Here is a 26,109-nt window from a genome sequence, read left to right as displayed (position 1 = left end):
TCAGAATTCCTCGGCGCAGATGAGCGCGAACACGAGGTAGGCGAACAGGATCACGGCGATCAGTCCGGCGAAACCGTAGAGGACGTCGAGGCTGATCACGAGCGCGCTCCCCTCGGCGCGTCGAGCTTGTGCAGCCCGACCACCATCCCTGCCATCACGACCCACATCGCCGCCATGGCGACGATCCAAACGATGTCCATCTCATCACTCCTGCACACGAAACAAGGACACCAGTCTCGGCAGGCGCGCGTAAAAACAGGAAACAGAGTGGAGGGGGCGCCGTAAAGAAAGCGTAAAAACGCACGCCGTGCGTTTTGCACACAAGCGCCCGTTTTCCGGATGCCGTGCGCCGCGTTGTGAATTCGTTGCTATCCGTTCGTCTGCTGCGTGCGTACAACCGATCACACGCAACGAACGAAAGGCAAATCATGGACGCGGAAGCCATCGCACTGGTCGTGGACGAACCGATCGACGGCCATTTCTACTGGGTGCTGCAAAAGCAGGACGGCGCCGGCTGCCGGCCGATCGATGCGGCCGAAGGGCCGATGCCGACCTATGGCGCGGCGATGATGGCGGGCATCGCCGCCCTGCAGCGCCGCGCCGATGCGCGCGGACCCTGCGCGGCGGCGCGCAGCGTCCCCGTGGTGACGGCCTTCGTCAACCGGGATGCCGACTGCGGCCCGGCAACGCTGCACTGAAACGGCCGCCCCTTCACGGGGACTCGCGATTCGATACGACGCTCATCTCGAATTGCGACTTCTTCGCTTGCCCCGTTCCGGCACACTCGCCGCAACCAGAGACAAGCCCATGATCCGCAAACTGCTTTCTTCTTTCGCGCTCGCGCTCGTGTTCACCGCCGCGCAGGCGCAGCCTTTTCCCGCCAAGCCCGTGCGGCTGATCGTGCCCTTCCCGCCCGGCGGCGGCACCGACATCCTGGCGCGGCTGGTGGCCAGCAAGCTGACCGAGGTGGACAAGTGGACTGTGGTGGCCGACAACCGCGCCGGCGCGGGCGGCACCATCGGCATCGCCGAAGCCGCGCGTGCAGCGCCCACCGGCTACGACATGGTGATGGGCCAGAAGGACAACCTCGTCGTCGCGCCCTGGATCTACAAGCACCTGAGCTACGACCCGGTCAAGGACCTGACCGCGGTGGCGCATGTGGCCTACACGCCGGTGGTGATCGTGACCCGCGCCGACTCGCGCTTCAAGACGCTGGCCGACGTGGTGAACGCGGCGCGCGCGGCACCCGACCAGATCACCTTCGGCTCGCCCGGCAACGGCACCACCATCCACCTGGCCGGCGTGATCTTCAACGACGCGGCGCACATCAAGATGCGGCATGTGCCCTACAAGGGCTCCAACGCCGCGATGATGGACGTGCTGGCCGGCAACGTCGACCTGATGGTGTCGTCGATTCCGTCGGCGATGGGCCAGATCAAGTCGGGCAAGCTGCGCGCGCTGGCCGTGACCTCGGCGCGCCGCAGCAGCTCGCTGCCCGAGGTGCCGACCGTGGCCGAGTCGGGCTACAAGGGCTTCGACGTCAGCACCTGGTACGGCCTCTTCGTGCCGGCCGGCACGCCGAAGGCGATCGTGACCCAGGTCAATGCCGAAGTGAACAAGCTGCTCGCCACGCCCGAGATGAAGGCCGCGATCGTGGCCCAGGGCGCGGAGCCGCAGGCGATGACGCCGGAGCAGTTTGCAGCGCTGCTGAAGACGGACTACGAAAAGTGGCGCAGCATCGTCGAGGCTTCCGGAGCGACCATTGAATGACCCCCAGGCTTGCTCGCTTCGCGTAGCCGCCAACCCCCTTTCAGGGGGCGCTGCCTGCGGCCCGGCATAGCCGGTCCCGCGGCAGCCTGCGATCAGGCCGGGTCCCGCACATCCGCAACGGGATTGCTGCCGAAATCCTTTCGCGCCAGATACTTCAGCACTTTCTCCGCCGCCGTGGCCGGGCTGTCGAGCAGCCCCTCGGCCTTCATGCGCTCGAAGCGCACGCGGTCGGGGAACATGTCGGCCTCGCTCTCGCGCAGCTGCACCTGCATGTCGGTGTCGATGACGCCGGGCGCCAGCGAGACGATCGCGGCACCGTTGGGCGCGGCCTTCTCCTCAAGTGCGACGGCGCGCGAGAAATGATCCATGCCGGCCTTGGCCGCGCAGTACGGCGCCTGGCTGCCCATCGCATGGCGGCCCAGGCCCGAGGAGATGTTGAGCACCTTGCGCTGCGCGCGCCAGGCCTTGGTCGCGCCCAGGAATGCGGAAGTCAGCAGCATCGGCGCCTCCAGGCCGATGCGCAGCGCCTGCGCCAGTTCCGCGGCCACGGCCTCCGACAGCGGCCGCGTGCGCCCGACCGTGCCGGCATTGTTGATCAGCGTGGCGCTGTCGAAGGCCTGCGCATCGAGGCCCTGCAACCATGCCGCCAGGCGCGCCGCCGCAGCCACCGGATCGGCAAGATCCTGTCGCCATTGCTCCAGCGTGGCACCGGCCTCGCGCGCCTGCGCGGCAAGTGAGTCGTCGCTCTGGCGCGAGATGCACAGCACGAAGCGTCCGGGCTGCAGCAATTGCTCGGCCATGGCACGGCCGAGGCCACGCGATGCGCCGGTGATGATGGCGAGGTGGGATGACGTCATGGGCGGTCTCGTGAACAAATCGTCGTGGCGCAGCGGCGCCGCAGCCCTCCATGGTATCGGCGAGTTGACGAAACTCCGCCCCCCTTCTTAAAGTCACCCCATGCCGATCCAATACCAACCCGCCACCGAACGACGCCACTTCAAGGACCGGTTCGATCTGTCGTGCGGCGCGGAGACCGCCGTCGTGCGGCCCGGCGAACAGGGCCTTTTCGTGCGCCGGCCGCGTGCCGACGGGCTGGGCACCAACGCATCGGCGCGCTACGAGGCGGCCTCGGGCCGCTGGGGCCTGATCCCGCTGTTCTCCAAGGACGGGCAGGATGCCGGCACGGCCGAGGCCCGCAGCGAGAGCGCGGCCACCGAGCGCAATTTTTACCAGCCGTGGAAGCGCGGCCATCGCTGCGTGGTGCTGGCCGACGCGCTGATCCGCCACGGCAACAGCGACGACGAGGTGGTGCGCGTCTCGCGCGCGGACGGGCAGCCGCTCGCGATCGCCGGCCTGTGGAACGGCTGGCGCGCGCCCACCGGCGAATGCGTGGAGAGCTTCGCGCTGCTGACCCTGGCCGCTGCGGACCAGCCCGGGCGGCGCTGGGCCGCGTTCCTTCGCGATGCATGGATCGACGACTGGCTGCATTGCCCGGTCGAAGAGACCGCGGCCTTCCTGCGCCCTTACGCGCTCGACAAGCTGGTGCGCGAGACGATGCAGCGCGATGCGCTGATGCCGGCGGCGACGCTGGCCGGCTGAGTCCGGCGCGCGGCCGCCGCTACAGCGCGCCCTTTCCCGCCATGCCGTTGGCCCTGAGCGCCGCGAGATCGAGCACGCGCAGGCCGCCGTATTCGACCCGCAGCACGCCCTGCTGCTCGAGCGCGCGCAGCGCCTCGTTGACGCGCTGGCGCGAAAGCCCGATCAGGTAGGCCAGCTCCTGCTGCGTGATGCGCAGCACTTCGCCGACGCGCGGAAACAGCACCGGGTTGAACAACGCCGCGAGGTTGCGCGCCACGCGCGCGTCGGGATTGTTCAGGCGGTCGATCTCCAATGCCGCGATGAACTGGCCAAGCCGCTCGTTGAGCTGGTTCATCACGAAGCGGTTGAAGCCGATCGAATGGTCGAGCAGCCAGTGGAAACTGTCGATCGGCAGCCCCGCCACCACGCTGCGCCGCAGCGCCTGGATGTTGTAGCGGTAGGGCTCGCGCTTCATCGCCGTGCCTTCGCCGAACCAGCCGCCGGGCGGCACGCCGGTGTAGGTGACCGAGCCGCCGTCGGCGTTGTCGTTGCTCATCTTGAGCAGGCCTTCGATGACGCCGAACCAGTAGGTCGGCGGGCGGCCGACGCGGCACACGAGGTCGCCGATCTCGGCCTCGCCGACCACGATCGCCGATTCGGCGCGGCGCCGCTCGGCGGGCGCGAGCGCATCGAGCCACGGGATGCCTTCGAGTTCCGCTGCCGTGGCCGGCCTGACGCGGTCGCGAATCGAATTGCCGGCGGGTGCGGCGCGGGAAGCCATCGGGTAAGTCCGGGGGAGTAGTCTCCCTTAGATTGTCGTCGGAACGACAACATGGCGTCAAAGTTGGTCCTACAGTCCGCCCCATCGTGCAGACCACCGCCACCACCTTTCCCCGCCTGCTGCTCGCCCACGCGGCCAGGCAGCCCGACGCGCCGGCCGTGCGCGAGAAGGACCTCGGCATCTGGCAGACCTGGAACTGGGCGGCCGTGGCGCGCGAGGTGCGCGAGTTCGCCTGCGGGCTCGCGAGCCTGGGCTTCGAAGCCGGCGGCAACCTCGCGATCGTCGGCGCCAACCGCCCGCATCTCTACATGGCGGTGCTCGCGGCGCAGAGCCTGCGCGGCGTGCCGGTGCCGCTCTACCAGGACGCGGTGGCGAGCGAGATGGTCTTCATGCTGGAGGACGCGTCGATCGAGTTCGTGATCGCGGAAGACCAGGAGCAGGTCGACAAGCTGCTCGAATGCCGCACGCTGATGAAGAACGCATCGGGCCTGCGGCACATCGTCTACGACGATCCGCGCGGGCTTCGCCATTACGACCAGCCGGGCCTGATCGGCTACGAGCAGCTGCGCGAACTCGGCCGTGCATGGGATGCGGCCCACCCCGGCTTCTTCGACCGGAGCGTGGCCGCCGGCGAGCCCGGCGACGTGGCGGTGATCCTCTACACCTCGGGCACCACCGGCCGGCCCAAGGGCGTGTGCCAGACGCATGCGAGCTTCATCGCGGCCGGCCGCGGCGGCGTCGAGACCGACCGCCTCGGCCCCGGCGACAACATCATGAGCTACCTGCCGATGGCCTGGGTCGGCGACCATCTGTTCTCGGTCGCGCAGTGGCTGGTCGGCGGCTTCACGCTCAACTGCCCGGAGTCGGCTGCGACGGTGATGAACGACATGCGCGAGATCGGGCCGAGCTACTACTTCGGCCCGCCGCGCACCTTCGAGGGCCTGCTCACCACCGTGTCGATCCGCATGGAAGATGCGGCCGCGCCCAAGCGCTGGCTCTATGCGAAATTCATGGCGCTGGCACGGCGCGTGGGCGCGGACATCCTCAACGGCGCGCCGGTCGGCCTCGTCGATCGCTGGCTCTACGCGATCGGCAACCTCGTGGTCTACGGGCCGCTGCGCAACGTGCTCGGCATGAGCCGCATCCGCGTCGCCTACACGGCCGGCGCGGCCATCGGGCCCGACCTGTTCCGCTTCTACCGCTCGATCGGCGTCAACCTCAAGCAGTTCTACGGTCAGACCGAGACCTGCGCCTACGTCTGCCTGCAGCAGGACGGCAAGGTCAAGCTGCAGACCGTGGGCAGCGCGGCGCCGGGCATCGAGCTCAAGATCGCGCCCGACGGCGAGGTGCTGGTGCGCGGCGTGTCGGTGCTCAAGGAATACTACAAGCGGCCCGAGGCGACCGCCGAGGTGCTCGATGCCGACGGCTACTTCCACACCGGCGATGCCGGCGTGCTCGACAGCGAAGGCCACCTGCGCATCATCGACCGCGCCAAGGACGTCGGCCGCATGGCCGGCCCGGGCGGCAGCTGCGCGGGCGCGATCTTCGCGCCCAACTACATCGAGAACAAGCTCAAGTTCTTTCCGCAGATCAAGGAGGCCGTGTGCTTCGGCCACGAGCGCGATCAGGTCTGCGCCTTCATCAACATCGACTACGAAGCCGTGGGCAACTGGGCCGAGCGGCGCGGCCTGGCCTACGGCGGCTACGTCGATCTCGCGGGCAAGCCCGAGGTGCTCGCGCTGGTGGCCGACTGCATCGCGCAGGTCAACGCCGACCTCGCGAGCGAGGACGGCATGGACGAGACACAGATCGCGCGCTTCCTGGTGCTGCACAAGGAACTCGACCCCGACGACGACGAGCTCACGCGAACGCGCAAGGTGCGGCGCGGCTTCATCGCGCAGAAGTACGGCGTGCTCGTCGACGCCTTGTATGGCGGCAAGGCGGAGCAGTACGTCGAGACGCAGGTCAAGTTCGAGGACGGCCGCACGGGCGTGGTCAATGCGACGCTGAAGATGGTCGAGGCGAAACCTTTCCGCCGGTGAAGGCTGCAGCATGAGCAAGAGAAAGATCGGCGACGTGGTGCTCGACGTGCAGAACATCTCGCTGCGCTTCGGCGGCGTCAAGGCGCTGACCGACATCAGCTTCGACGTGCGCGAGCACGAGGTGCGCGCCATCATCGGCCCCAACGGCGCGGGCAAGAGCTCGATGCTCAACTGCATCAACGGCGTCTACCAGCCGCAGGAAGGCTCGATCACTTTCCGCGGCCGGCAGTTCAGGCACATGAACTCGCGCCAGGTCGCCGAGATGGGCGTGGCGCGCACCTTCCAGAACCTGGCGCTGTTCAAGGGCATGAGCGTGCTCGACAACATCATGACCGGGCGCAACCTCAAGATGAAGAGCGGCCTGCTGGCCCAGGCGCTGCGCTGGGGGCCGGCCGAGCGCGAGGAGCTCGCGCAGCGCGAGTTCGTCGAACGCATCATCGATTTCCTCGAGATCCAGCTCTACCGCAAGACGCCGGTGGGCCGCCTGCCCTACGGGCTTCAGAAGCGCGTCGACCTCGGCCGCGCGCTCGCGATGGAGCCGCAGGTGCTGCTGCTCGACGAGCCGATGGCCGGCATGAACGTGGAGGAGAAGCAGGATATGAGCCGCTTCATCCTCGACGTCAACGACGAGTTCGGCACCACCATCGTGCTGATCGAACACGACATGGGCGTGGTGATGGACATCTCCGACCGCGTGGTGGTGCTCGACTACGGCAAGAAGATCGGCGACGGCACGCCGGATGAGGTGCGCAACAACGAAGACGTGATTCGCGCCTATCTCGGCACCGAACACTGAGCCGGCAACGAAAGAACGCAATGGGCTTTTTCCTCGAAACCCTGTTCGGCGGCCTCATGGTCGGCATGCTGTATTCGCTGATCGCGATCGGCTTCGTGCTGATCTACAAGGCCTCGGGCGTCTTCAACTTCGCGCAGGGCGCGATGGTGCTGTTCGCGGCGCTCGCGATGGCGCGTTTCGCCGAATGGTTTCCGCTCTGGTTCGGCTTCGAGAGCCTGATCCTCGCCAACGTGCTGGCCTTCATCGCGGCGATGGCGGTGATGGTCGCGGTCGCCTGGCTGATCGAGCGGCTCGCGCTGCGCCGGCTGGTCAACCAGGAAGGCATCACGCTGCTGATGGCCACGCTGGGCATCGCCTACTTTCTCGATGGCCTCGGCCAGACGCTGTTCGGCAACGACATCTACAAGATCGACGTCGGCATGCCCAAGGAACCGATGATGGTGTTGCAGAACGTCTTCGAGGGCGGCCTGCTGCTGAGCGGCGAGGACCTCGTCGCCGCCCTGATCGCGGCCGCGCTGGTCGCGGTGCTGGCGCTGTTCTTCCAGAAGACCGCCACCGGCCGCGCGCTGCGCGCGGTGGCCGACGACCACCAGGCCGCGCAGTCGATCGGCATTCCGCTCGGCCGCATCTGGGTCATCGTGTGGTCGGTCGCGGGCTTCGCGGCGCTGGTGGCCGGCATCATCTGGGGCTCCAAGCTCGGCGTGCAGTTCTCGCTCTCGCTGGTGGCGCTGAAGGCGCTGCCGGTGGTGATCCTCGGCGGCCTCACCTCGATCCCGGGCGCGATCCTCGGCGGCCTCCTGATCGGTGTCGGCGAGAAGCTGTCGGAGATCTATCTCGGGCCGATGCTGGGCGGCGGCATCGAGATCTGGTTCGCGTATGTGCTCGCGCTGGTTTTCCTGATCGTGCGCCCGCAGGGTTTGTTCGGCGAGAAGATCATCGATCGGGTCTGACCATGCTTTATAGAGAAAACGGTCAGTTCAAGTCGACCTACCGCGCCGACCAGCAGATCTTTCCGATCCTGCAGGACCGCGTGCTGATGCTCGCATTCCTGGCCTTCGCCTTCGTGGTCGTGCCGCTCGCCGTGTCGGAATACTGGTGCCGCGCGATCCTGATCCCCTTCCTGATTCTTTCGCTCGCGGCGCTGGGCCTCAACATCCTGGTCGGCTACTGCGGCCAGATCTCGCTCGGCACCGGTGCCTTCATGGCGGTGGGCGCCTACGCGGCCTACAACTTCCATGTGCGCATCGACGGCATGCCGCTGATCGTGTCGCTGCTGCTGGGCGGCCTGTGCTCGACCGTGGTCGGCGTGCTGTTCGGCATTCCGAGCCTGCGCATCAAGGGCCTCTATCTCGCGGTGGCGACGCTGGCGGCGCAGTTCTTCGTCGACTGGGCCTTCCTGCGCATCAACTGGTTCACCAACAACTCGTCCTCGGGCTCGGTCAGCGTGTCGGGGCTCAACGTGTTCGGGCTGCCGATCGAGAGCCCGGCGCAGAAGTACCTGTTCTGCCTGGCCTTCGTGGTGGTGTTCGCGCTGCTGGCCAAGAACCTCGTGCGCAGCGCGATCGGGCGCGAGTGGATGGCGATGCGCGACATGGACGTGGCGGCCGCGGTGATCGGCATCCGGCCGGTCTACGCCAAGCTCACGGCCTTCGCGGTCAGCAGCTTCATCGTCGGCGTGGCCGGCGGGCTCTGGGGCTTCGTGCACCTGGGCGCGTGGGAGCCGGCGGCCTTCAGCATCGACCGCTCGTTCCAGTTGCTCTTCATGGTGATCATCGGCGGGCTGGGCTCGATCATGGGCAGCTTCTTCGGCGCCGCCTTCATCGTGCTGCTGCCGCTCTTTCTCAACCAGCTGCCGGGCTGGCTCGGCTTCTCGATCTCGACCGCGCTGGCCTCGCACCTCGAATTCATGATCTTCGGCGCGCTGATCGTGTTCTTCCTGATCGTCGAACCGCATGGCCTCGCGCGCCTGTGGTCCACCGCCAAGGAGAAGCTGCGCCTCTGGCCCTTCCCCCATTGATCCCGTACCCACCCGCACGTCTGCGTGCTCATTTCGAGGAGACAAAAGCATGAAGAAACTGACATCGCTCGCTACGACTGCCGTCCTGGCGGCGGCCACCCTCGGCGCGGCCTTCGCGCCCTCGCTCGTGCAGGCGCAGGCCAAGGAGCAGTTCTTCCCGCTCCTCGTCTATCGCACCGGCCCCTATGCGCCCAACGGCACGCCCTGGGCCAACGGCAAGCAGGACTACATCAAGCTCGTCAATGCGACCGGCGGCATCAACGGCGTGAAGATCGGCTACGAGGAATGCGAGACCGGCTATGCGACCGACAAGGGCGTCGAATGCTACGAGCGCCTGAAGAGCCGGCCCGGCGTCGCGCTCTTCGATCCGCAGGCCACCGGCATCACCTTCGCGCTGACCGACAAGGTGCCGACCGACAAGATCCCGCTGATCACGCTGGGCTACGGCCTGGCCGCCTCGCAGGACGGCAGCGTGTTCAAGTGGAACTTCCCGCTGATGGGTTCGTACTGGACGGCGGCCGACATCCTGATCCAGCACATCGCCAAGAAGGAAGGCGGCGAAGACAAGCTCAAGGGCAAGAAGATCGCGCTGGTCTACCACGACTCGCCCTTCGGCAAGGAGCCGATCCCGCTGTTGCAGGAGCGCGCGAAGATGAACGGCTTCGAGCTCTCGCTGATCCCGGTCACCGCGCCCGGCGTCGAGCAGAAGTCGGCCTGGCTGCAGGTGCGCCAGCAGAAGCCCGACTACGTGCTGCTGTGGGGCTGGGGCGTGATGAACTCGACCGCGCTCAAGGAAGCGGTCGCCACCGGCTACCCGCGCGAGAAGATGTACGGCGTGTGGTGGGCCGGCGCCGAACCCGACGTGAAGGACGTCGGCGCCAATGCCAAGGGCTACAACGCGCTGGCGCTCAACACCGCGGGCACGCAGCCGAAGGTGATCCAGGACATCCTGAAGAACGTGCACGACAAGGGCCAGGGCACGGGGCCGAAGGAAGAAGTCGGCTCGGTGCTCTACACGCGCGGCGTGATCATCCAGATGCTCAGCGTCGAAGCCGTCAAGCGCGCGCAGGAACGCTTCGGCAAGGGCAAGGTCATGACCGGCGAGCAGGTGCGCTGGGGCCTGGAGAACCTGGCGCTCGACCAGAAGAAGCTGGATGCACTCGGCTTCTCCGGCGTGATGCGGCCGATCAGCACCTCCTGCCAGGACCACATGGGATCGACCTGGGCCCGCATCGAGACCTGGGACGGCGCCAAGTGGAACGTCGCGCCCGAGTGGTACCAGGCCGATGAGCAGATCATCAAGCCGATGGTGAAGACTGCGGGCGAGAAGTACGAGGCGGAGAAAAAGTTGAGCAAGCGCGACGTCGCGGACTGCAGTTCCTGACGCTCGCCCCCAGTCTTCGCGCACTTCGTGTCGCTTCGCCAACCCCCTACCGGGGGCAACACCTGCGGCCCGGCAAAGCCGGTTCCGCGGTGTCCCCGGCTAACACCATGAACGCATCCAAAGTCTTGCTCGAAGTCAACGGCATCGAGGTGATCTACAACCACGTGATCCTCGTGCTGAAAGGCGTGTCCCTCACGGTGCCCGAGCGCGGCATCGTGGCGCTGCTCGGCGGCAATGGCGCGGGCAAGACGACCACGCTGCGCGCGATCTCCAACCTGCTCGCAGGCGAGCGCGGCGCCGTGACCAAGGGCAGCATCGAGCTGCGCGGCGAACGCATCGAGGCGCTCACGCCCTCGGAGCTGGTGCGCCGCGGCCTGATCCAGGTGATGGAAGGACGCCATTGCTTCGCCCATCTCACGATCGAGGAGAACCTGATGACCGGCGCCTACACGCGCAGCGACGGCAAGGCCGCGGTCGCGCAGACGCTCGACAAGGTCTACGCCTATTTCCCGCGCCTGAAGACGCGGCGCGCGTCGCAGGCCGCCTACACCTCGGGCGGCGAGCAGCAGATGTGCGCCATCGGCCGCGCGCTGATGGCCAATCCGAACATGGTGCTGCTCGACGAACCCTCGATGGGCCTCGCGCCGCAGATCGTGGAGGAGGTGTTCGGCATCGTGAAGGATCTCAACGAGAAGGAAGGCGTGACCTTCCTGCTCGCCGAGCAGAACACCAACATGGCACTGCGCTATGCCGACTACGGCTACATCCTCGAGAACGGCCGCATCGTGATGGACGGCGAGGCGAAGAGCCTGCGCGAGAACGAGGACGTGAAGGAGTTCTACCTCGGCGTCGGCGGCGCCGACCGCAAGAGCTTTCGCGATGTCAAAAGCTACAAGCGCAGAAAGCGCTGGCTCGCATGACCGACTACTACGACAAGCTCGAGGTGCGCGATCCCGAAGAGCGCGAGCGCGACCTGCTCGCGGCGCTGCCGAAACAGATCGCGCAAGCGCAGACGGCAGCGCCGGCCTTTGCGAAGATTCTCGACGGCGTTGCCGCGGCCGATGTCGACAGCCGCGAGGCGCTCGCGAAGCTGCCGGTCACGCGCAAGTCCGAACTGCTCGCCCTGCAGCAGGCGCATCGCGCCGACGATCCCTTCGGCGGCTTCTCCGCGATCGCGCGCGGGCCGCGCATGCTGCGCATCTTTGCAAGCCCCGGCACGATCTACGAACCCGAAGGCGAGGCACGCGACTACTGGCGCACGGCACGCGCGCTGCATGCGGCCGGCTTTCGCGGCGGCGATCTCGTGCACAACAGCTTCAGCTACCACATGACACCGGCCGGCGCGATCATGGAGAGCGGTGCACGCGCCCTCGGCTGCACCGTGTTCGCGGGCGGCACCGGACAGACCGAACAGCAGATCGAAGCGATCGCCGACCTGCGGCCCGCGGGCTACGCCGGCACGCCGAGCTTCCTGAAGATGCTGCTCGAGAAAGCCGCCGAGAAGAACATCGCGCTGCCGACGCTGACCAAGGCGCTGGTCTCCGGCGAAGCCTTCCCGCCCTCGCTGCACGACTGGATCGCCGAGCGCGGCGTGGCCGGCACGCAGTGCTACGCGACGGCCGACCTCGGCCTCGTGGCCTACGAAACCAGCGCGCGCGAAGGGCTGGTGCTCGACGAGGGCGTGATCGTCGAGATCGTGCGCCCCGGCACGGGCGATCCGGTGCCCGACGGCGAGGTCGGCGAGATCGTGGTCACCACGCTGAACCCCGACTACCCGCTGATCCGCTTCGGCACCGGCGACCTCTCGGCCGTGCTGCCGGGCCGCTGCCCGACCGGCCGCACCAACCGCCGCATCAGGGGCTGGCTCGGCCGTGCCGACCAGACCACCAAGGTGCGCGGCATGTTCGTGCACCCGGGCCAGGTCGCCGACATCGCGCGCCGCTTCGCCGAGGTGCGGCGCGCGCGCCTCGTGGTCAGCGGCGAGACCGGCGACGACCGCATGACGCTGCAGCTCGAATGCACCGGCGACCTGCAGGGCCTGCGCGAACGCGTGGCCGAGGCCGCGCGCGAAATCACCAAGCTGCGCGCCAGCATCGAGTTCGTCGCAGTGGGTGCGCTGCCGAACGACGGCAAGGTGATCGAGGACGCGCGCAGCTATCGGTAAGCGGCGAAGGCTCCTGCCGACCCAATGGCTTGTGGCTCGGCTGTGCGTCGCATTTCTCTTTGCGGCTCACCCCCGATCCGCAACCGTCTGCCACCCTTCTTCCCGCGCCGTGCAAATTCGAATCCTTGCGCCCGTTTCTGGACGGCAATGGCCAGGTGGGCCGGATGCTGGTGCCGCTGTACCTGTGGCATCGACAACCGATACGGGCACCGCTGTTCTACGTGAGTGCACGCGCTGGATTGGATGTTCGCGCGTCCGATTTTCAAGAGCACCGACTTCGTGGCGAACGCAGGCATTCCCCCGCCCAGCCAGGTCAGGCCGGCGCGCTGCTGCGATGCCCGCTCACGCGCGCACCGGCATCGTGCGGCAGCGCGAACGCGTCGAACAGCGCCACGAGTGCCAGCACCGTCACCAGGCCGAAGGCGATGCGGAAATCCGCGACGCCGGGCGTGCCGGCGTGGCCCGTGAACTGTTCGGCCAGGCGCAGCGCGATGGCGCCGAAGGCGATGCCGATGCCGGCGCTCAACTGCTGGCACATGCTGAACAGCGTGGTCGCGCCGCTGGTCTGCGTCGGCGTGATATCGCAGAACACCAGCGTGTTGAAGCCGGTGAATTGCATCGAGCGGCAGACGCCGCTCGCCACCATCACCACGATCATCACCCAGAGCGGCGTGTCGGGCGACAACGCCGCGCAGGCGGCGAAGCCGAGTGCCACCAGCACGCCGTTGCCAAGCAGCGTGCCGCGAAAACCGAAGCGCCGCAGCACGAAGCTGGTGGCCGGCTTGATGCCGAGGTTGCCGGCGAACAGCGCCAGCATCAGGAAGCCCGAGGCCACCATGCTGAAGCCGAAGGCCAACTGGAACATCAGCGGCAGCAGGAAAGGCGCGCTGCCGATCGCGATGCGGAACAGCGAGCCGCCCGCCACCGAGGTGCGGAAGGTGCGCACGCCGAAGACCGAGAGGTTGACCAGCGGATGCGCGGCGCGCCGCATGTGCCACAGCGCATAGCCGAGCGCGCAGCTGCCGATCACCGCGAGCGCGCCGGCCATGGCCCAGTCGATGGGCGAGTGGCTCATCAGGTCGAGGCCGTACATCAGCGCGGCGAGTCCGACACCGCTGGCGACGAAACCGGGCCAGTCGAAGGGCCGCCGGCCGCCCGGCGCGCCGTCGATCCAGCGCAGCGCGAAGAAGATCGCAGCGGCGCCGAGCGGCACGTTGAGGAAGAAGATCCAGTGCCAGCTCCAGGTGCTCGCGATCCAGCCGCCCAGCGGCGGCCCGAGCACCGGCGCCGCGAGACCGGGCCAGGTGATGGTGGCGATGGCCTTGACCAGTTCGCTCTTCGGCGTGCTGCGCAGCACGATCAACCGCCCGACCGGCACCATCAACGCACCGCCGACGCCCTGCGCGATGCGCGCCGCGACGAACATCGGCAGGCTCTGCGACAGGCCGCAGGCCACCGAGGCCAGCGTGAAGATGAGGATGGCGGTGGCGAACACCTGGCGCGGGCCGAGGCGGTCGGCCACCCAGCCGCTGACCGGAATGAAGACCGCCAGCGCCAGCAGGTACGCGCTGATGCCGGTGGACAGCGCCACCGGCGCGACGCCGAAGCTCTGCGCCATCGCAGGCACCGCGGTGGTGATGACCGTGGCGTCGAGGTTCTCCATGAAGAACGCGGCGGCGACCAGGAACGCGATCCAGCGGCCGTGCGAAGGAAAGGATTCGGCCGCCGGATGCAGGGAAGATGGTGTGGGCATAGACTGGGAGCGGAGCGCCGGCGCCGCGGGCGCCGCGCACGTCCACATCATATGGAAGCCTGTCAGGCCGAGCCGATGCCCATCTCCCTTTCCCCTCTTCGACGCGCCGCCCGCGCAGCCGCCCTGATCGGCGCCGCCTGCGCGCTGGCCGCCTGCACGGCCCCCGGGCCGCGCGCACCCGCGCAGCCGGTGCTGTCGCAGGCCCGCATCGCCGAGATCGTCGCCAGCCCCGACCGCAGCGAGGCCGACCGCCGCAACGACGTGCGCCGCAAGCCGCAGGAGATGCTGGCCTTCATCGGCGTGCGCCCGGGCATGGTGGCGCTCGACCTGAGCGCGGCCGGCGGCTACACGACCGAGCTGATCGCGCGCGCCGTCGGCCCGACCGGCCGCGTTTACGGACAGAGCCCGCCGCGTCCGCCAATGAGCCGCCCGGCACAGCCCGAAGGCGCCGCCGCGCCGATGATGCCGATGCCGATGCCGATGCCGATGGGCGCCGCTGCCGCGCCCGCCGGCGCACCGCGGCCCTCACCGGTGGCGCTGGCCGAACGCGCGAAGAACCCGAACGCGGGCCACATCGTGGCCGACGTGCGGCCCTTCGAGGATCCGGTGCCGCCGGAGCTCGCATCGAACGGGCTCGACCTCGTCACGCTGATGTTCAACTACCACGACTTCGGCCACATGGGCGTGGACCGCGCGGCGGTCAATCGCGCCGTGTTCGCCGCGCTCAAGCCCGGCGGCATGTACGTCATCGCCGACCATGCGGGGCGTCCGGGCACGGGCATCTCGGAATCGGGCACGCTGCATCGCATCGAGGAATCGTTCCTGCGCGCCGAGGTCGAGCAGGCCGGCTTCAAGCTCGCGGCCGAGGGCACGTTCATGCGCAACCCCTCGGACCCGCGCGACCGCAACACACCGGAGCCGCCGCAGCCCAAGGACGAGTTCGTGCTGAAGTTCGTCAAGCCCTGAACGCGGGGGCTCAGGGCTTCGCGCTCGTGCTCTCGTCGCGGAAGGCCTTCTCTCCGGCGTCCGACACCTCGACCCATTTCTTGTCGGGCGCGGCGCCTTCCGCGTAGCTGTCGTGCCAGTTCCACCACTTGTAGGTCGGCGTCTGCGGATAGCCTTCGGGTGAATCTTCCCAGAGCTCCTGCCGGCCCAGCGGCGTGATGTCGAGGTAGTTCCAGGTGCCGCCCATCTGCTCGTCGCCGCGGCTCTTGATGAAGTAGGTGCGGAACACGCGATCGCCGTCGCGAAAGAACACGTTGGTGCCGTGCCATTCGTCCACGCCGAAGTCGGCATCGAAGCTGTCGGTGACGGTGAACCACGGCATCTTCCAGCCCATGCGCGCCTTCAGCCGCGCGATGTCGGCCTGCGGTGCGCGCGAGACGAAGACGAGGGTGGTGTCGCGCGCATTCAAGTGCGCGACATCAGCGACCTGGTCGGCCACCATCGAACAGCCGCGGCAGGCATGGTCGGGCCAGCCGAACACGCCCGGCTCGAAGAAGGCGCGGTAGACGATCAACTGGCGCCGGCCATCGAACAGATCGAGCAGGCTGCGCTTGCCCTGTGGCCCGTCGAATGCATAGGCCTTGTCCACGGCCATCCACGGCATGCGCCGGCGCTCGGCGGCCAGTGCGTCACGCGCGCGGGTGTGGACCTTCTCCTTCACGAGCAGTTGCTCGCGGGCTGCTTCCCATGCCTGCGCCGACACGACCGGTGGTGTGTGCATGGCGGGTTGTGCGCCTTGTCGTGCGCTCTCGGTGGACGTCGTCATGGTTGGAATCTCCTGGGTGGGTGAAGCGAGTTTGGCACCGGGAGCCGGACGTCGGGAGTAACAAGTTTGGCGGGATTCCGGGGCGCTACCCCTCCTCGTGCACGGCCGGGTCGCGCGGCCTGCGCGCGCGCCAGTTCCATGCGGCACCGGCGGCCAGCAGCACGCAGGTGCCGAGGAACACGGCGCGCATGCCGTAGTGCCCGCCGACGAAGCCGCCGAGCAGCGGCCCCGCGACCTGCCCCGCGTACTGCGCCGAGATCGAGTAGCCGAGCATCTGGCCGGCCACAGCCACGGGCACGTTGTGCCGGATCACGCTCGCGATGCAGGGCAGGAGGCCGCCGAGCGCGAGCCCCATCAGGAAGCGCAGCGCCACCAGCTGCCAGCCGGCATCGACGAAGGCCTGCGGAATCAGCAGCAGCGCCGACACCGCGAGGCAGCCGGTGATCACGTTCCAGTGACCGACGCGATCGGCCAGCCGCCCCAGGCGCGCCGCCGACAGGATGCTGCCGAGGGCCGCCGCCGCCATCACCAGCCCCGCGACCATCGTGACGTGGACCGGGTCGGCGACCAGCTGCGCGACGTAGACGGTGATGATCGGCTCGATCGACATGTTGGCCAGCATCAGCAGCATGCCGGTGAGGTACATCGCGATCACGGGCCGCCGGTCGCCGATGGCGGCCCAGCCGCCGCGCGGCTTGGGGCTGCCCTTCGGCACGGCCGGGCGGCGCTCCTCGCGCACCAGGAAGGCGGTCGCCAGGAAGGCAGCGAAGATGACCGCGCCGGCGGCGAAGAAGGTCCAGCGGATGCCGATCAGCGGCGGCAGCAAGCCGCCGACCAGCGGCCCGACGAGGTTGCCCGCCATGATCGCGGAGGACAGCGTGCCCAGCGCCCAGCCGGAGCGCTCCTTGGGCGTCTGCGTCGCGATCAGCACCATCGAGCCGGACGCATAGCCGCCGAGCAGCCCGGCCAGCAAGCGCAGCCCGACCAGCTGCCAGACGTCGTGCGCCATGCCGATCAGCGCCATGGCCAGCGCCATGCCGAGACTGGCGCGGATCAGCATCAGCTTGCGCCCGTAGAGATCGGCCAGCCGCCCCCACAGCGGCGCGACCAGCGCGGCCGAGAAGAAGGTGGCGCCATAGGCGACGCCGGACCATTGCACGATCGCCGCCGAATCCTTCACGCCCAGCTGCTCGACGTAGAGCGGCAGGAAAGGCAGCAGCAGCGTCATCGCCACGATGGTGGTGAAGGAGCCGAACATGCACACCACCAGGTTGCGCCGCCAGTGCAGCGATGCGGTGTGTTCGGGCGGTGCGGCGGCAGCGGGATCGACGCGGGTCGATGGCGTGGTGGACAGCTTCATGCGGAAGCCGCCATTGTCCTGCCGCGGCACCTCGCAGAGCCTTGCCGATTCGCGCTGACCCCCATCGCGCCGCTGCGGCGACCGGCGTATTCTGCAAGGCCGCCGACCGCATCCGCTCGCTTTGATGGAGGCACAGGCTCATGACGAGCGACAAGAAGCGCGACTACCCCGCGCACCTGATCGAGGACTTCGCCTTCGCCGACGGCACGCCGGTGCGCATCCGGCCGATCCGCGCCGACGACCTGGCCTCGCATGCGCGCTTCGTCGGTGGTCTCTCCTTCGAGACCGGCTATGCGCGCCTGCTCTCGCCGCGCAAGCCGCAGCCGGACGAACTGCGTCGCATGACCGACATCGACTACGACGCCGAACTCGCGCTGGTCGCGACTGTCGTGCAGGGCGGCGTCGAGCAGGAGATCGGCGTGGCCCGCTTCGTGAAAAGCGAAACCAGCGATGCGGAAGTGGGGAGCGCCGAATTCGGCATCGTGATCGCCGATGCATGGCAGCGCCGCGGCCTGGCCGAGAAACTCATGCGCAGCCTGATCGCGGCCGCGGCCGGCGCCGGCGTGCGCGTGCTCTCGGACATCACGCTCTACGACAACCGCGCGATGCTGGGCCTGGCGCGCAAGCTCGGCTTTCGCCTGCGGCGCGATCCGGGCAACCCGAACCTGACGCGCCTGACCCTTTGGCTCTGAGCTACTTGTCGAGCCCCGCGAGGCACACGTACTTGATCTCGAGGAAATCATCGAGCCCGTACTTCGAGCCTTCGCGTCCCAGGCCCGACTGCTTGACGCCGCCGAAGGGCGCCTCGGCCGTCGAGATGAGCCCGGTGTTGACGCCGACGATGCCCGATTCGAGCGCCTCGGCCACGCGCATGATGCGGCCGATGTCGCGGCTGTAGAAGTACGAGGCCAGGCCGAACTCGGTGTCGTTGGCCGCCGCGATCGCCTCGGCCTCGGTGTCGAAGGCGAAGATGGGCGCCAACGGGCCGAAAGTCTCTTCGTGCGCGAACAGCATGTCGGGCTTGGCGCCGCCGATCACGGTCGGCTCGTAGAAGCGCCCGCCCAGCGCATGCCGCTTGCCGCCGGCCAGCACCTTGCCGCCCTTGGCGAGCGCATCGGCCACGTGCTCCTCGATCTTGGCCACGGCCTTGTCGTCGATCAGCGGCCCCTGCGTCACGCCGGCCTCGGTGCCGTCGCCGACCTTGAGCGCGTTGACCTTGGCGACCAGCTTCTGCGTGAAGGCTTCCAGCACGCCGCGCTGCACGTAGAGGCGGTTGGCGCAGACGCAGGTCTGGCCGGTGTTGCGGTACTTGGAGACCATCGCGCCCTCGACCGCGGCGTCGATATCGGCGTCGTCGAACACGATGAAGGGCGCATTGCCGCCGAGTTCGAGCGACAGCTTCTTGATGGTGTCGGCCGATTGCTTCATCAGCATGCGGCCGACCTCGGTCGAGCCGGTGAAGGTGAGCTTGCGCACGATCGGGCTGCGCGTCATCTCGCCGCCGATCTTCGAGGCCGAGCCGGTGAGCACCGACAGCAGCCCCTTGGGCACGCCGGCACGGTCGGCGAGCTCGGCGAAGGCCAGCGCCGAGAACGGCGTCTGCGTCGCCGGCTTGACGACCATCGCGCAGCCGGCGGCCAATGCCGGGCCGGCCTTGCGCGTGAGCATCGCGGTCGGGAAGTTCCACGGCGTGATGGCCGCGGTCACGCCCACCGGCTGCTTGAGCGCGAGGATGCGGCGGTCGGCCTGCGGCGCCGGGATGGTGTCGCCGTAGACGCGGCGCGCCTCCTCGGCGAACCATTCGATGAAGGAGGCCGCGTAGGCGATCTCGCCCTTGGCCTCGGCCAGCGGCTTGCCCTGTTCGGTCGTCATGATCAGTGCGAGGTCGTCGACATTGGCCAGCATCAGGTCGTTGAGCTTGCGCAGGATGGCCGAGCGCTCCTTGGCCGGCACCCTGGCCCAGGCCTTCTGCGCCGTCTCGGCCGCGGCGATGGCGCGCACCGTCTCGTCGGTGCCGCACATCGGCACGGTGCCGATCTGCTGGCCGTTGGCCGGGTTGATGACGGGAACGGTCTCGCGGTTGTCCGCGTCCGCCCATTCGCCGGCGATGAAGACCTGCTGGCGCAGCAGGGTCGGGTCTTTCAGTTTCAGCATTTCGCGCACTCCATGGTCTCTGTGGGTTCGATGGCGGTCGCCGGGCAGCAGGTGCGGCTGCGCGCTGCGAACGTCGCCGGGCAGCACGATACCCGCGATAGGCGCCTGCCATTCTTCTTAAGGGCAATTCGCTAGAAGCCGGGGCAACGCAAGCCGATAAGATCGCGGCTCTTTTGTGTAACCAGTGGAGAGTCAATGAGAAAATTGTTAATTCTTGCAACGCTCGCGGTCTCGGCATTCGGCGCTCAGGCACAGGACTATCCGGCCGGCCGACCCGTGACGCTTGTCGTGCCTTTCGCAGCCGGCGGTCCGACCGACCACGTCGCACGGGACTTGGCCCAGGCACTCCAGAAAACGCTGAACACGACGATCGTCATCGAGAACACCGTGGGCGCCGGAAGCTCCATCGGCACGGCCAGGGTCGCGCGCGCCGCACCGGACGGCTACACGCTGCTGGTCAATCACATCGGCATGGCGACCATGCCCGCGCTCTACCGCAAGCTGCCCTTCAACGTCGAGACCGACTTCGAAGACCTCGGCATGATCAACGACGTGCCGATGACGCTGATCGGCCGGCCCACGCTGCCGGCCGGCAACTTCAAGGAACTCCAGGCCTGGATCAATGCCAACAAGGGCAAGATCAACCTCGGCAATGCCGGACTCGGCGCGGCCTCGCACCTGTGCGGCCTCTTGTTCCAGAGCGCGATGAAGGTCGAGATGACGCCGGTGCCTTACAAAGGCACGGCACCCGCGATCGCCGATTTGATGGGCGGCCAGATCGACCTGCTGTGCGATCAGACCACCAACACCACCTCGCAGATCTCGGGCAAGACCGTCAAGGGCTATGCCGTGACGACCTTGCATCGCCTGAGCACGCCGGCGCTGAAGGATCTGCCGACGCTGGACGAATCCGGCCTGAAGGGCTTCGAGGTCACGATCTGGCACGGCCTCTACGCGCCCAAGGGCACGCCGCCGGCCGTGACCAAGAAGATCAACGACGCGCTCAGGGCCGCGCTGAAGGATCCGAAGTTCATCAAGAGCGAGGAAGACCTGGGCGCGGTCGTGATGACCGACAAGCGCCTCGATCCGGCCGAACACAAGAAATTCCTCTCCGCCGAAGTCGCGAAGTGGGGTCCGATCATCAAGGCGGCCGGGGTCTACGCCGACTGAGGACTACGCCGCCGCGTCCGCTGCCGCGCGCTCGCGGCGCGCTTCCGAATTCGGATGCAGCGGACGCAGGTACTCGTGCAACGCGAGTGCCGCGGCCCCCACCGCCGGCGCCCACGCGCCGTAGCGCGCCCCACGCACGATGGGCGGCGGCATGCCGGCGGATTCGGCATAGCGCTGCACGGTCGCGATTGCCTCGGGCAGGAAGCCCGCATGCGCCGCGCACGACTTGCCGCCGACCACGATCGCGCGCGGCTCGAAGGTGACCCACAGGTTCTGCAGCAGCACGCCGAGGAAGCCGGCAGCGCGGCGCAGGTCGGGCGCCTCGCGGTCCAGCACGCGCGAGCCGAGGAAGACTTCCGCGCAGCCGTGGCGGCCGCACGAGCAGCGCGGCCCGTCGATCTGCAGCACGGTGTGGCCGATCTCGCCGGCCATGCCGCGGGCGCCGATGAACAGGCGGTCGTTGAGCACGATGCCCGCACCGACGCCGACATCGCAGCTGACGAAGATCAGCGGGTCCTCGCCCTCCCCGTCCGAGAATTCGAATTCGCCGAGCACCGCGGCATCCGCATCGTTCTGCAATTGCACGGCCGCGCCCGCCAGGCCTTCGGCGGCCAGCGCGGCGGTGAGTCCGGGCAGCAGGTTCACGTCGCGCCAGCCGAGGTTGGGCGCGAAGCGCACGATGCCGGTCGCATCGTCCACCGCGCCCGGCACGCCGACGCCGATGCCCGAGAGCTGCAGGCCCGAGGCCAGCAGATGCCGGTGCGCCGCGACCACCTGGCGCGCGACCTGCGCGCAGACCGCGGCCGGCGCATGGTCGCGCAGCGGCTGCGCATCGGCATGCAGCACCTCGCCCTGCAGCGAGACGCAGACCACGCGCACCACCTCGATGGCGATCTCGACGCCGATCAGCGCGCGCAGCTTGACGTTGATCTGCAGCGGGATCGACGGCCGGCCGAGCCCATCGACCGCGCGCGCGCCGGCCTCGTCGAGCCAGCCATCGTCGAGCAGCTCGCGCACCAGCCCGCTCACGGTCGATTTGGTGAGCCCGCTTTCGTTGGCGAGTTGCGCGCGCGACAAGCCCGGCCGTGCGCGCAGCAGGCGCAGCAGCACGCTGCGGTTGATGCGCTTGACCAGCTGCTGGTCGCCGATGGTCTTCATCGCGGCCCCAGCTCAGGCCGTCGCGTGTTCGGCCTGCGCCTTGCCCTCGGGCCGCTTGCCGGCAATGATCATGCCGAGCACCTCGTCCTCGGTCACGTCCGCGGTGCGGTAGGTGCCGACCAGCCGGCCGTTCTTCATCACCGCGAGGCGGTCGCTGAGGCCGAACACGTCGGGCATGTCGTGCGTGATCAGGAAGATGCCGACGCCATCGGCCTTGAGCTGCTTCACCAGCCCGCCGACCATCGCCGTTTCCTCCGGCCCGAGCGCGGCGCAGGGCTCGTCCATGATCAGGATGCGCGCATTGAAGTACAGCGCGCGCGAGATCGCCACCACCTGCCGCTGGCCGCCCGACAGGCGCCGCACCGGCACGCGGATGTTGGTGAAGTTCTTGTTCAGGCGCTGGAACACACGGCGCGCCTGCTTCTCCATGAAGTGGTCGTCCAGCGTGCGCCAGGGCGTGAGCTTCTCGCGGCCGAGGAAGAGGTTGGACACCGAATCGAGGTTGTCGGCCAGCGCCAGCGTCTGGTAGATGGTCTCGATGCCCTGCGCCTGCGCGTCCGAGGGCTTGCGGATGTGGACCTTCTCGCCCGCGATCAGCGTGTCGCCCGAATCGACCGGGTAGGCGCCGGCCAGCATCTTCATCAGCGTCGACTTGCCGGCGCCGTTGTGGCCCAGCAGCGCGACCACCTCGCCGGGATAGAGATTGACGCTCACGCCATCGACCGCCTTCACGCCGCCGAAGGCCTTGCGGATCTCGCGCAATTCGACCAGCGGCGCGGTAGTGTTGGTGGCGGTGCTCATGAACTCTCGCCCACGTACTTGCGATAGAGCACGTCGAACACGACGGCCACGATCAGCACCTGCCCGATGATCACCATGCGCTTGCCGATCGGCACGTCGAGCAGCAGCATGCCGCTGTCGAGCGACTGCATGATCAGCGCGCCCAGCACCGAGCCGAAGATCGAGCCGCTGCCGCCCGCGAGCGCCGTGCCGCCGATCACCGCGGCGGCGATCACATAGAGCTCCATGCCGGTGCCCAGCGAGTTGGTGCCCGCGTTGAGCCGCGCGATGGAGACGATCGCCGCGATGGTCACCAGCACCGCGAGCAGCGCGAACAGCATCAGCGTGACGCGCTTGACCGGAATGCCGACCAGCGCCGCCGCATCCGGGTTGCCGCCCATCGCAAACACATAGCGCCCGAAGCGCGTGCGGTGCACGAGGAAGGACAGCACCACCGCCACCACCGCCCAGATCAGCACCGGGATCGGAATGCCCTGCGGCGCGGTCTTGGACGGGATCTGGTAGTGGTTCATGGTCGCGGCGAAGGCGAGCACCACCGCCACCGGCACCGCCGTCAGCAGCACATCGAGCCACAGCGGCTCGACCGCCATCTCGTGCCGCTGGCGCGCGCTGCGCTTCTGCAGCATGCGCGCGAACAGCGCGAGGCCGACCAGCGCGGCGAGCACCCAGGTCGCGGTGACGCCGATGCCGCCGTCGTAGCCGCCGCCGAGCGTCTGGAAGAACTCGTCGTTGACCGGCTGGGTCTTGCCGTCGGCCACCAGAAAGGCCGCGCCGCGAAAGGACATCAGCCCGCCCAGCGTGACGACGAACGAAGGCACGCCCAGCAGCGCGGTCAGCCCGCCTTGATAGAGCGACACCAGCAGCGCCACCGCCAGCCCCGCGAGGCAGGACGCCGGCCAGGACCAGCCGGCCGTGTACTGCAGGTAGGCGATCAGCACGCCCACGAAACCCATCACCGAACCGACCGACAGATCGATGTGGCGCGCGACGATGATCAGCACCATCACCGTCGCCACGACGCCGACCACGGCGGTCTGCTGCGCGAGGTTGTAGAGGTTCTCGGGCGTGAGGAAGAGGCCGCCCGACATCACGTGGAAGACGATCGCCATCACGACCAGCAGCACGCTCATCAACAACAGGCGCAGATCGACACCGCTCCTGCGCCAGAGCCCGGGGGAGTCGCTCATTGCGAACCTACTTGCAGGCCGCAGGCGCCTTGTCGCCGGACACGCCCTTGCAGAGTTCGTCCTTCTTGATCCAGCCGGCCTTGACCACCACGTCGAGGTTGTCGCGCGTGATCGCCACCGGCGTCAGGAAGCGCGACGAGATCGAGATCTTCTTCTGGCCCTGGTTCCAGTTGACCGCCTTCTCGGCCGGCTTGCCTTGGGCCAGCGCGACGGCTGCCGATGCGGCGTCCTTGCCGAGTTCGCGCGAGTCCTTCCAGATCGTGACCGTCTGCGTGCCGAGCGCGACGCGATTGAGTGCCGCGAAGTCGGCGTCCTGCCCCGACAACGGAATCCCGCGGATGCCCTTGGCCGAGAGCGCCGCCACCACCCCGCCGGCCGTGCCGTCGTTGGCCGCCACCACCGCATCGACCTTGTTGCCGACCTTGGTGAGGATCTGCTCCATGTTCTTCTGCGCCACCTCGGGCTTCCAGCCTTCGGTGTATTCGTCGCCGACGATCTTGATGTCGCCCTTCTTCACCGCATCGGCAATCACCTCCTGCTGGCCGGCGCGCAGGAAGTCGGCATTCGGATCGCTGGGCGAGCCCTTGATCATCACGTAGTTGCCCTTGGGCTGGACCTTGTAGACCGCGCGCGCCTCCATGCGCCCGACCTCGACGTTGTCGAAGGTGATGTAGAACACGCCAGGCGTCTCGATCAGGCGGTCGTAGGCGACCACCGGAATCTTCTCCTTCAGCGCCTTGTTGACGGCCGGCAGGATCGCGTCCTTGTCCATCGCCAGCACGATCAGCGCCTTGGCGCCCTTCGAGATCAGCCCGTCAATGTCGCCCAGCTGCTTCTCGGGCGAGCCGCCGGCATCGGCGCTGATGTACTTGGCGCCGAGCTTCTCGAGCTGCGCCTTGATCGCGGCCTCGTCCGTCTTCCAGCGCTCTTCCTGGAAGTTGGACCAGCTCACGCCGACGACGGTCTGGGCGGCGGCGCCGATGGCGGTCAGGCTCAAGGCCAGGGTCGCCGCGGAAGACAGGATGCGATTGAGCTTCATGGGTGCGAGCCTCCAAGGGAGTTAGTTCGAGTGCCGAACTAACTATGGCAGGCGGCGCGGGGGGCGGGTATCGGGGGAATCCCTGCGGGCGAATTCGCTACATCGAGCTGCGCGGAGTTCTTCGAGCACCAGAGGCGCGCGGCGCCTGCGCTAGCTCGATTGAAGCGAAGCCAACAGTGCGCGCCGCGCCTCCTTGGACATTCGATGGGCCTTCAGCAGAATGGCGGCCAGGACGTCGTCATCGCAATAGAGGAAGGCAAGGGGCACTTTGAGAGCCGCGGCGATCAGCTTGGCCGTTCGCACGGGGGGCTCATGCACGCCTGTCTCATAGCGGCTGATTCGGGCGCTACTGCTCGATTCATCAAGACCGATGAGCACGCCGAGCTTGTCTTGCGGAATGCCGGCCAACTCGCGCGCTTCGCGAAGGCGCCTGCCGAACAACGGTGTTGTGTCTCCCCGGGCGCTTGAAATCATTCTTCGATATTCGAAGAATGGGGGTATAGTTGCTCTACGAATAACGTAGATCAACGACCTTCAAGGCGCCGTTCATGAATGCCCTCCGTGAGTTCAGTTGATATTTTTGAGCAGGCCACGATGACAGGCAGCCCCTATGTCTACACGGTGCTGCGCTACATGCACGATCGTGGTACCAGCGAATTCCTCAACGCAGGCGTGGTCGTCGCGTCATGCGATGCGCCTCGCATCGCGGCGAAGTTCAAGACGACCTGCAATCGCATTCAAGGCGCTTTCCCGTCCCTGGACACAGAAGTTTTTCTTGCCCGCATGAAGCGGCTGCAAGAGTGTTTCGACGGCATCGACGTTGCGCGCTGTCTTGAGTTGCACACGCGCGAAGGCCCATCGATCGCTGCATGGATTCGTTGTGTGCTGCCTGTGGAGGACCGCGCACTCCACTGGTCGCCAGCAGGCAATTGTGCTGGCGATTCGCTGCTTGCAACGCTGCAGTCGCTCTATGAGCGTTGCGTCATTCGTCATGATAAGGAATACGCGTGATGGGCCTCTCGGGTGAATCACGAACTAAGCTATACCAACAGCTCTGGCTCGAATAGTGCAATGCGATTCCAAAGCTAGAGCAGCTTGACAATCGCTTGGTGGCTGCAAGCAAATAGTCATTGACGAGATCCGGCTGACTCCTTGGCCTCCGAACAGCATTTGATCCGCCACGG

At 67.7% G+C, this 26,109-nt stretch carries 25 protein-coding genes and 1 pseudogene; 14 read left to right on the top strand and 12 right to left on the bottom strand.

The window, feature by feature from the left end; all coding sequences use genetic code 11:
• On the bottom strand, positions 1–99 hold the full coding sequence (kdpF, locus tag E5P2_RS03195; RefSeq protein WP_162565713.1) for a K(+)-transporting ATPase subunit F: 99 nt from the start codon (positions 97–99) through the stop codon (positions 1–3).
• Between the two features lie 329 nt (positions 100–428).
• Between kdpF and E5P2_RS03190 the strand changes: the two genes are divergently transcribed.
• Entirely contained in the window at positions 429–698 is a 270-nt protein-coding gene (locus E5P2_RS03190) for a hypothetical protein (RefSeq protein ID WP_162565712.1), read from the top strand.
• 109 nt (positions 699–807) lie between these two features.
• A complete protein-coding gene (locus tag E5P2_RS03185) occupies positions 808–1,770 on the top strand; it encodes a Bug family tripartite tricarboxylate transporter substrate binding protein (protein ID WP_162565711.1) in 963 nt (320 codons plus the stop codon).
• 92 nt (positions 1,771–1,862) lie between these two features.
• On the opposite strand, the gene E5P2_RS03180 is transcribed toward E5P2_RS03185, so the two are convergent.
• Positions 1,863–2,627, bottom strand: a complete 765-nt coding sequence (locus E5P2_RS03180; protein ID WP_162565710.1) for an SDR family NAD(P)-dependent oxidoreductase — start codon at positions 2,625–2,627, stop codon at positions 1,863–1,865.
• A gap of 100 nt (positions 2,628–2,727) precedes the next feature.
• Here E5P2_RS03180 and E5P2_RS03175 point away from each other — a divergent pair, with 100 nt between their 5' ends.
• Positions 2,728–3,369: an SOS response-associated peptidase family protein gene (locus E5P2_RS03175; protein WP_162565709.1), complete on the top strand. Its 642-nt coding sequence runs from the start codon at positions 2,728–2,730 to the stop codon at positions 3,367–3,369.
• A gap of 19 nt (positions 3,370–3,388) precedes the next feature.
• On the opposite strand, the gene E5P2_RS03170 is transcribed toward E5P2_RS03175, so the two are convergent.
• On the bottom strand, positions 3,389–4,129 hold the full coding sequence (locus E5P2_RS03170) for a Crp/Fnr family transcriptional regulator (protein ID WP_162565708.1): 741 nt from the start codon (positions 4,127–4,129) through the stop codon (positions 3,389–3,391).
• An 86-nt stretch (positions 4,130–4,215) separates the two neighbouring features.
• On the opposite strand from E5P2_RS03170, the pseudogene E5P2_RS03165 reads away from it, so the two are divergent.
• From E5P2_RS03165 to E5P2_RS03135, 7 genes and pseudogenes are all read left to right on the top strand, one after another.
• Positions 4,216–6,185 (top strand): annotated as a pseudogene (locus E5P2_RS03165) (AMP-dependent synthetase/ligase).
• Positions 6,182–6,967 (top strand): ABC transporter ATP-binding protein, encoded by a 786-nt coding sequence (locus E5P2_RS03160; protein ID WP_162565706.1) that lies wholly within the window; start codon positions 6,182–6,184, stop codon positions 6,965–6,967. Before E5P2_RS03165 ends, E5P2_RS03160 begins: the two are co-directional and overlap by 4 nt.
• A gap of 20 nt (positions 6,968–6,987) precedes the next feature.
• Complete coding sequence (locus tag E5P2_RS03155; RefSeq protein ID WP_162565705.1) at positions 6,988–7,917, top strand: branched-chain amino acid ABC transporter permease; 930 nt, start codon at positions 6,988–6,990, stop codon at positions 7,915–7,917.
• A 2-nt stretch (positions 7,918–7,919) separates the two neighbouring features.
• The gene (locus E5P2_RS03150) at positions 7,920–8,984 is read left to right on the top strand and encodes a branched-chain amino acid ABC transporter permease (protein ID WP_162565704.1); all 1,065 of its coding nucleotides are present in this window, start codon (positions 7,920–7,922) and stop codon (positions 8,982–8,984) included.
• Positions 8,985–9,033: 49 nt separating this feature from the next.
• Positions 9,034–10,368, top strand: a complete 1,335-nt coding sequence (locus tag E5P2_RS03145) for an ABC transporter substrate-binding protein (protein WP_162565703.1) — start codon at positions 9,034–9,036, stop codon at positions 10,366–10,368.
• A gap of 107 nt (positions 10,369–10,475) precedes the next feature.
• On the top strand, positions 10,476–11,288 hold the full coding sequence (locus E5P2_RS03140; RefSeq protein WP_162565702.1) for an ABC transporter ATP-binding protein: 813 nt from the start codon (positions 10,476–10,478) through the stop codon (positions 11,286–11,288).
• Positions 11,285–12,532: a phenylacetate--CoA ligase family protein gene (locus E5P2_RS03135; protein WP_162565701.1), complete on the top strand. Its 1,248-nt coding sequence runs from the start codon at positions 11,285–11,287 to the stop codon at positions 12,530–12,532. Before E5P2_RS03140 ends, E5P2_RS03135 begins: the two co-directional genes overlap by 4 nt.
• 313 nt (positions 12,533–12,845) lie before the next feature.
• On the opposite strand, the gene E5P2_RS03130 is transcribed toward E5P2_RS03135, so the two are convergent.
• Positions 12,846–14,285: an MFS transporter gene (locus tag E5P2_RS03130; protein ID WP_162565700.1), complete on the bottom strand. Its 1,440-nt coding sequence runs from the start codon at positions 14,283–14,285 to the stop codon at positions 12,846–12,848.
• 75 nt (positions 14,286–14,360) lie between these two features.
• Between E5P2_RS03130 and E5P2_RS03125 the strand changes: the two genes are divergently transcribed.
• Positions 14,361–15,251, top strand: a complete 891-nt coding sequence (locus E5P2_RS03125; RefSeq protein ID WP_162565699.1) for a class I SAM-dependent methyltransferase — start codon at positions 14,361–14,363, stop codon at positions 15,249–15,251.
• A gap of 10 nt (positions 15,252–15,261) precedes the next feature.
• Here the strand turns inward: E5P2_RS03125 and E5P2_RS03120 are convergent, their stop codons facing one another.
• Positions 15,262–16,056: a DUF899 domain-containing protein gene (locus E5P2_RS03120; RefSeq protein WP_162565698.1), complete on the bottom strand. Its 795-nt coding sequence runs from the start codon at positions 16,054–16,056 to the stop codon at positions 15,262–15,264.
• A gap of 85 nt (positions 16,057–16,141) precedes the next feature.
• Entirely contained in the window at positions 16,142–17,314 is a 1,173-nt protein-coding gene (locus tag E5P2_RS03115) for an MFS transporter (RefSeq protein ID WP_197908560.1), read from the bottom strand.
• A 242-nt stretch (positions 17,315–17,556) separates the two neighbouring features.
• Between E5P2_RS03115 and E5P2_RS03110 the strand changes: the two genes are divergently transcribed.
• On the top strand, positions 17,557–18,108 hold the full coding sequence (locus E5P2_RS03110; protein ID WP_162565696.1) for a GNAT family N-acetyltransferase: 552 nt from the start codon (positions 17,557–17,559) through the stop codon (positions 18,106–18,108).
• 1 nt (position 18,109) lies between these two features.
• On the opposite strand, the gene E5P2_RS03105 is transcribed toward E5P2_RS03110, so the two are convergent.
• Positions 18,110–19,570: an NAD-dependent succinate-semialdehyde dehydrogenase gene (locus E5P2_RS03105; RefSeq protein ID WP_162565695.1), complete on the bottom strand. Its 1,461-nt coding sequence runs from the start codon at positions 19,568–19,570 to the stop codon at positions 18,110–18,112.
• A 195-nt stretch (positions 19,571–19,765) separates the two neighbouring features.
• Between E5P2_RS03105 and E5P2_RS03100 the strand changes: the two genes are divergently transcribed.
• Positions 19,766–20,740: a tripartite tricarboxylate transporter substrate-binding protein gene (locus E5P2_RS03100; protein WP_162565694.1), complete on the top strand. Its 975-nt coding sequence runs from the start codon at positions 19,766–19,768 to the stop codon at positions 20,738–20,740.
• A gap of 3 nt (positions 20,741–20,743) precedes the next feature.
• Here E5P2_RS03100 and E5P2_RS03095 read toward each other — a convergent pair whose 3' ends face one another.
• The 5 genes from E5P2_RS03095 to E5P2_RS03075 form a co-directional block, all read right to left on the bottom strand.
• Positions 20,744–21,898 carry an ROK family transcriptional regulator gene (locus E5P2_RS03095; protein WP_162565693.1) on the bottom strand — a complete coding sequence of 385 codons (1,155 nt, stop codon included), beginning with the start codon at positions 21,896–21,898 and terminating at the stop codon, positions 20,744–20,746.
• Between the two features lie 12 nt (positions 21,899–21,910).
• On the bottom strand, positions 21,911–22,699 hold the full coding sequence (locus E5P2_RS03090; RefSeq protein WP_162565692.1) for an ATP-binding cassette domain-containing protein: 789 nt from the start codon (positions 22,697–22,699) through the stop codon (positions 21,911–21,913).
• The gene (locus E5P2_RS03085; RefSeq protein ID WP_162565691.1) at positions 22,696–23,886 is read right to left on the bottom strand and encodes a sugar ABC transporter permease; all 1,191 of its coding nucleotides are present in this window, start codon (positions 23,884–23,886) and stop codon (positions 22,696–22,698) included. Before E5P2_RS03085 ends, E5P2_RS03090 begins: the two co-directional genes overlap by 4 nt.
• A 7-nt stretch (positions 23,887–23,893) precedes the next feature.
• Complete coding sequence (xylF, locus tag E5P2_RS03080; RefSeq protein ID WP_162565690.1) at positions 23,894–24,925, bottom strand: D-xylose ABC transporter substrate-binding protein; 1,032 nt, start codon at positions 24,923–24,925, stop codon at positions 23,894–23,896.
• Positions 24,926–25,075: 150 nt separating this feature from the next.
• Positions 25,076–25,399, bottom strand: coding sequence for a helix-turn-helix domain-containing protein (locus E5P2_RS03075; protein ID WP_162565689.1), 324 nt, complete (start codon positions 25,397–25,399; stop codon positions 25,076–25,078).
• Positions 25,400–25,486: 87 nt separating this feature from the next.
• Here E5P2_RS03075 and E5P2_RS03070 point away from each other — a divergent pair, with 87 nt between their 5' ends.
• Entirely contained in the window at positions 25,487–25,936 is a 450-nt protein-coding gene (locus E5P2_RS03070) for a DUF3037 domain-containing protein (protein ID WP_162565688.1), read from the top strand.
• Positions 25,937–26,109: the final 173 nt, after the last annotated feature.

Source organism: Variovorax sp. SRS16, from assembly GCF_901827165.1.
In the GTDB taxonomy this organism is placed as follows: Bacteria; Pseudomonadota; Gammaproteobacteria; order Burkholderiales; family Burkholderiaceae_C; genus Variovorax.
Note: the sequence above shows the minus strand (reverse complement) of the source record. Positions and strands in the feature narration are given on the sequence as shown.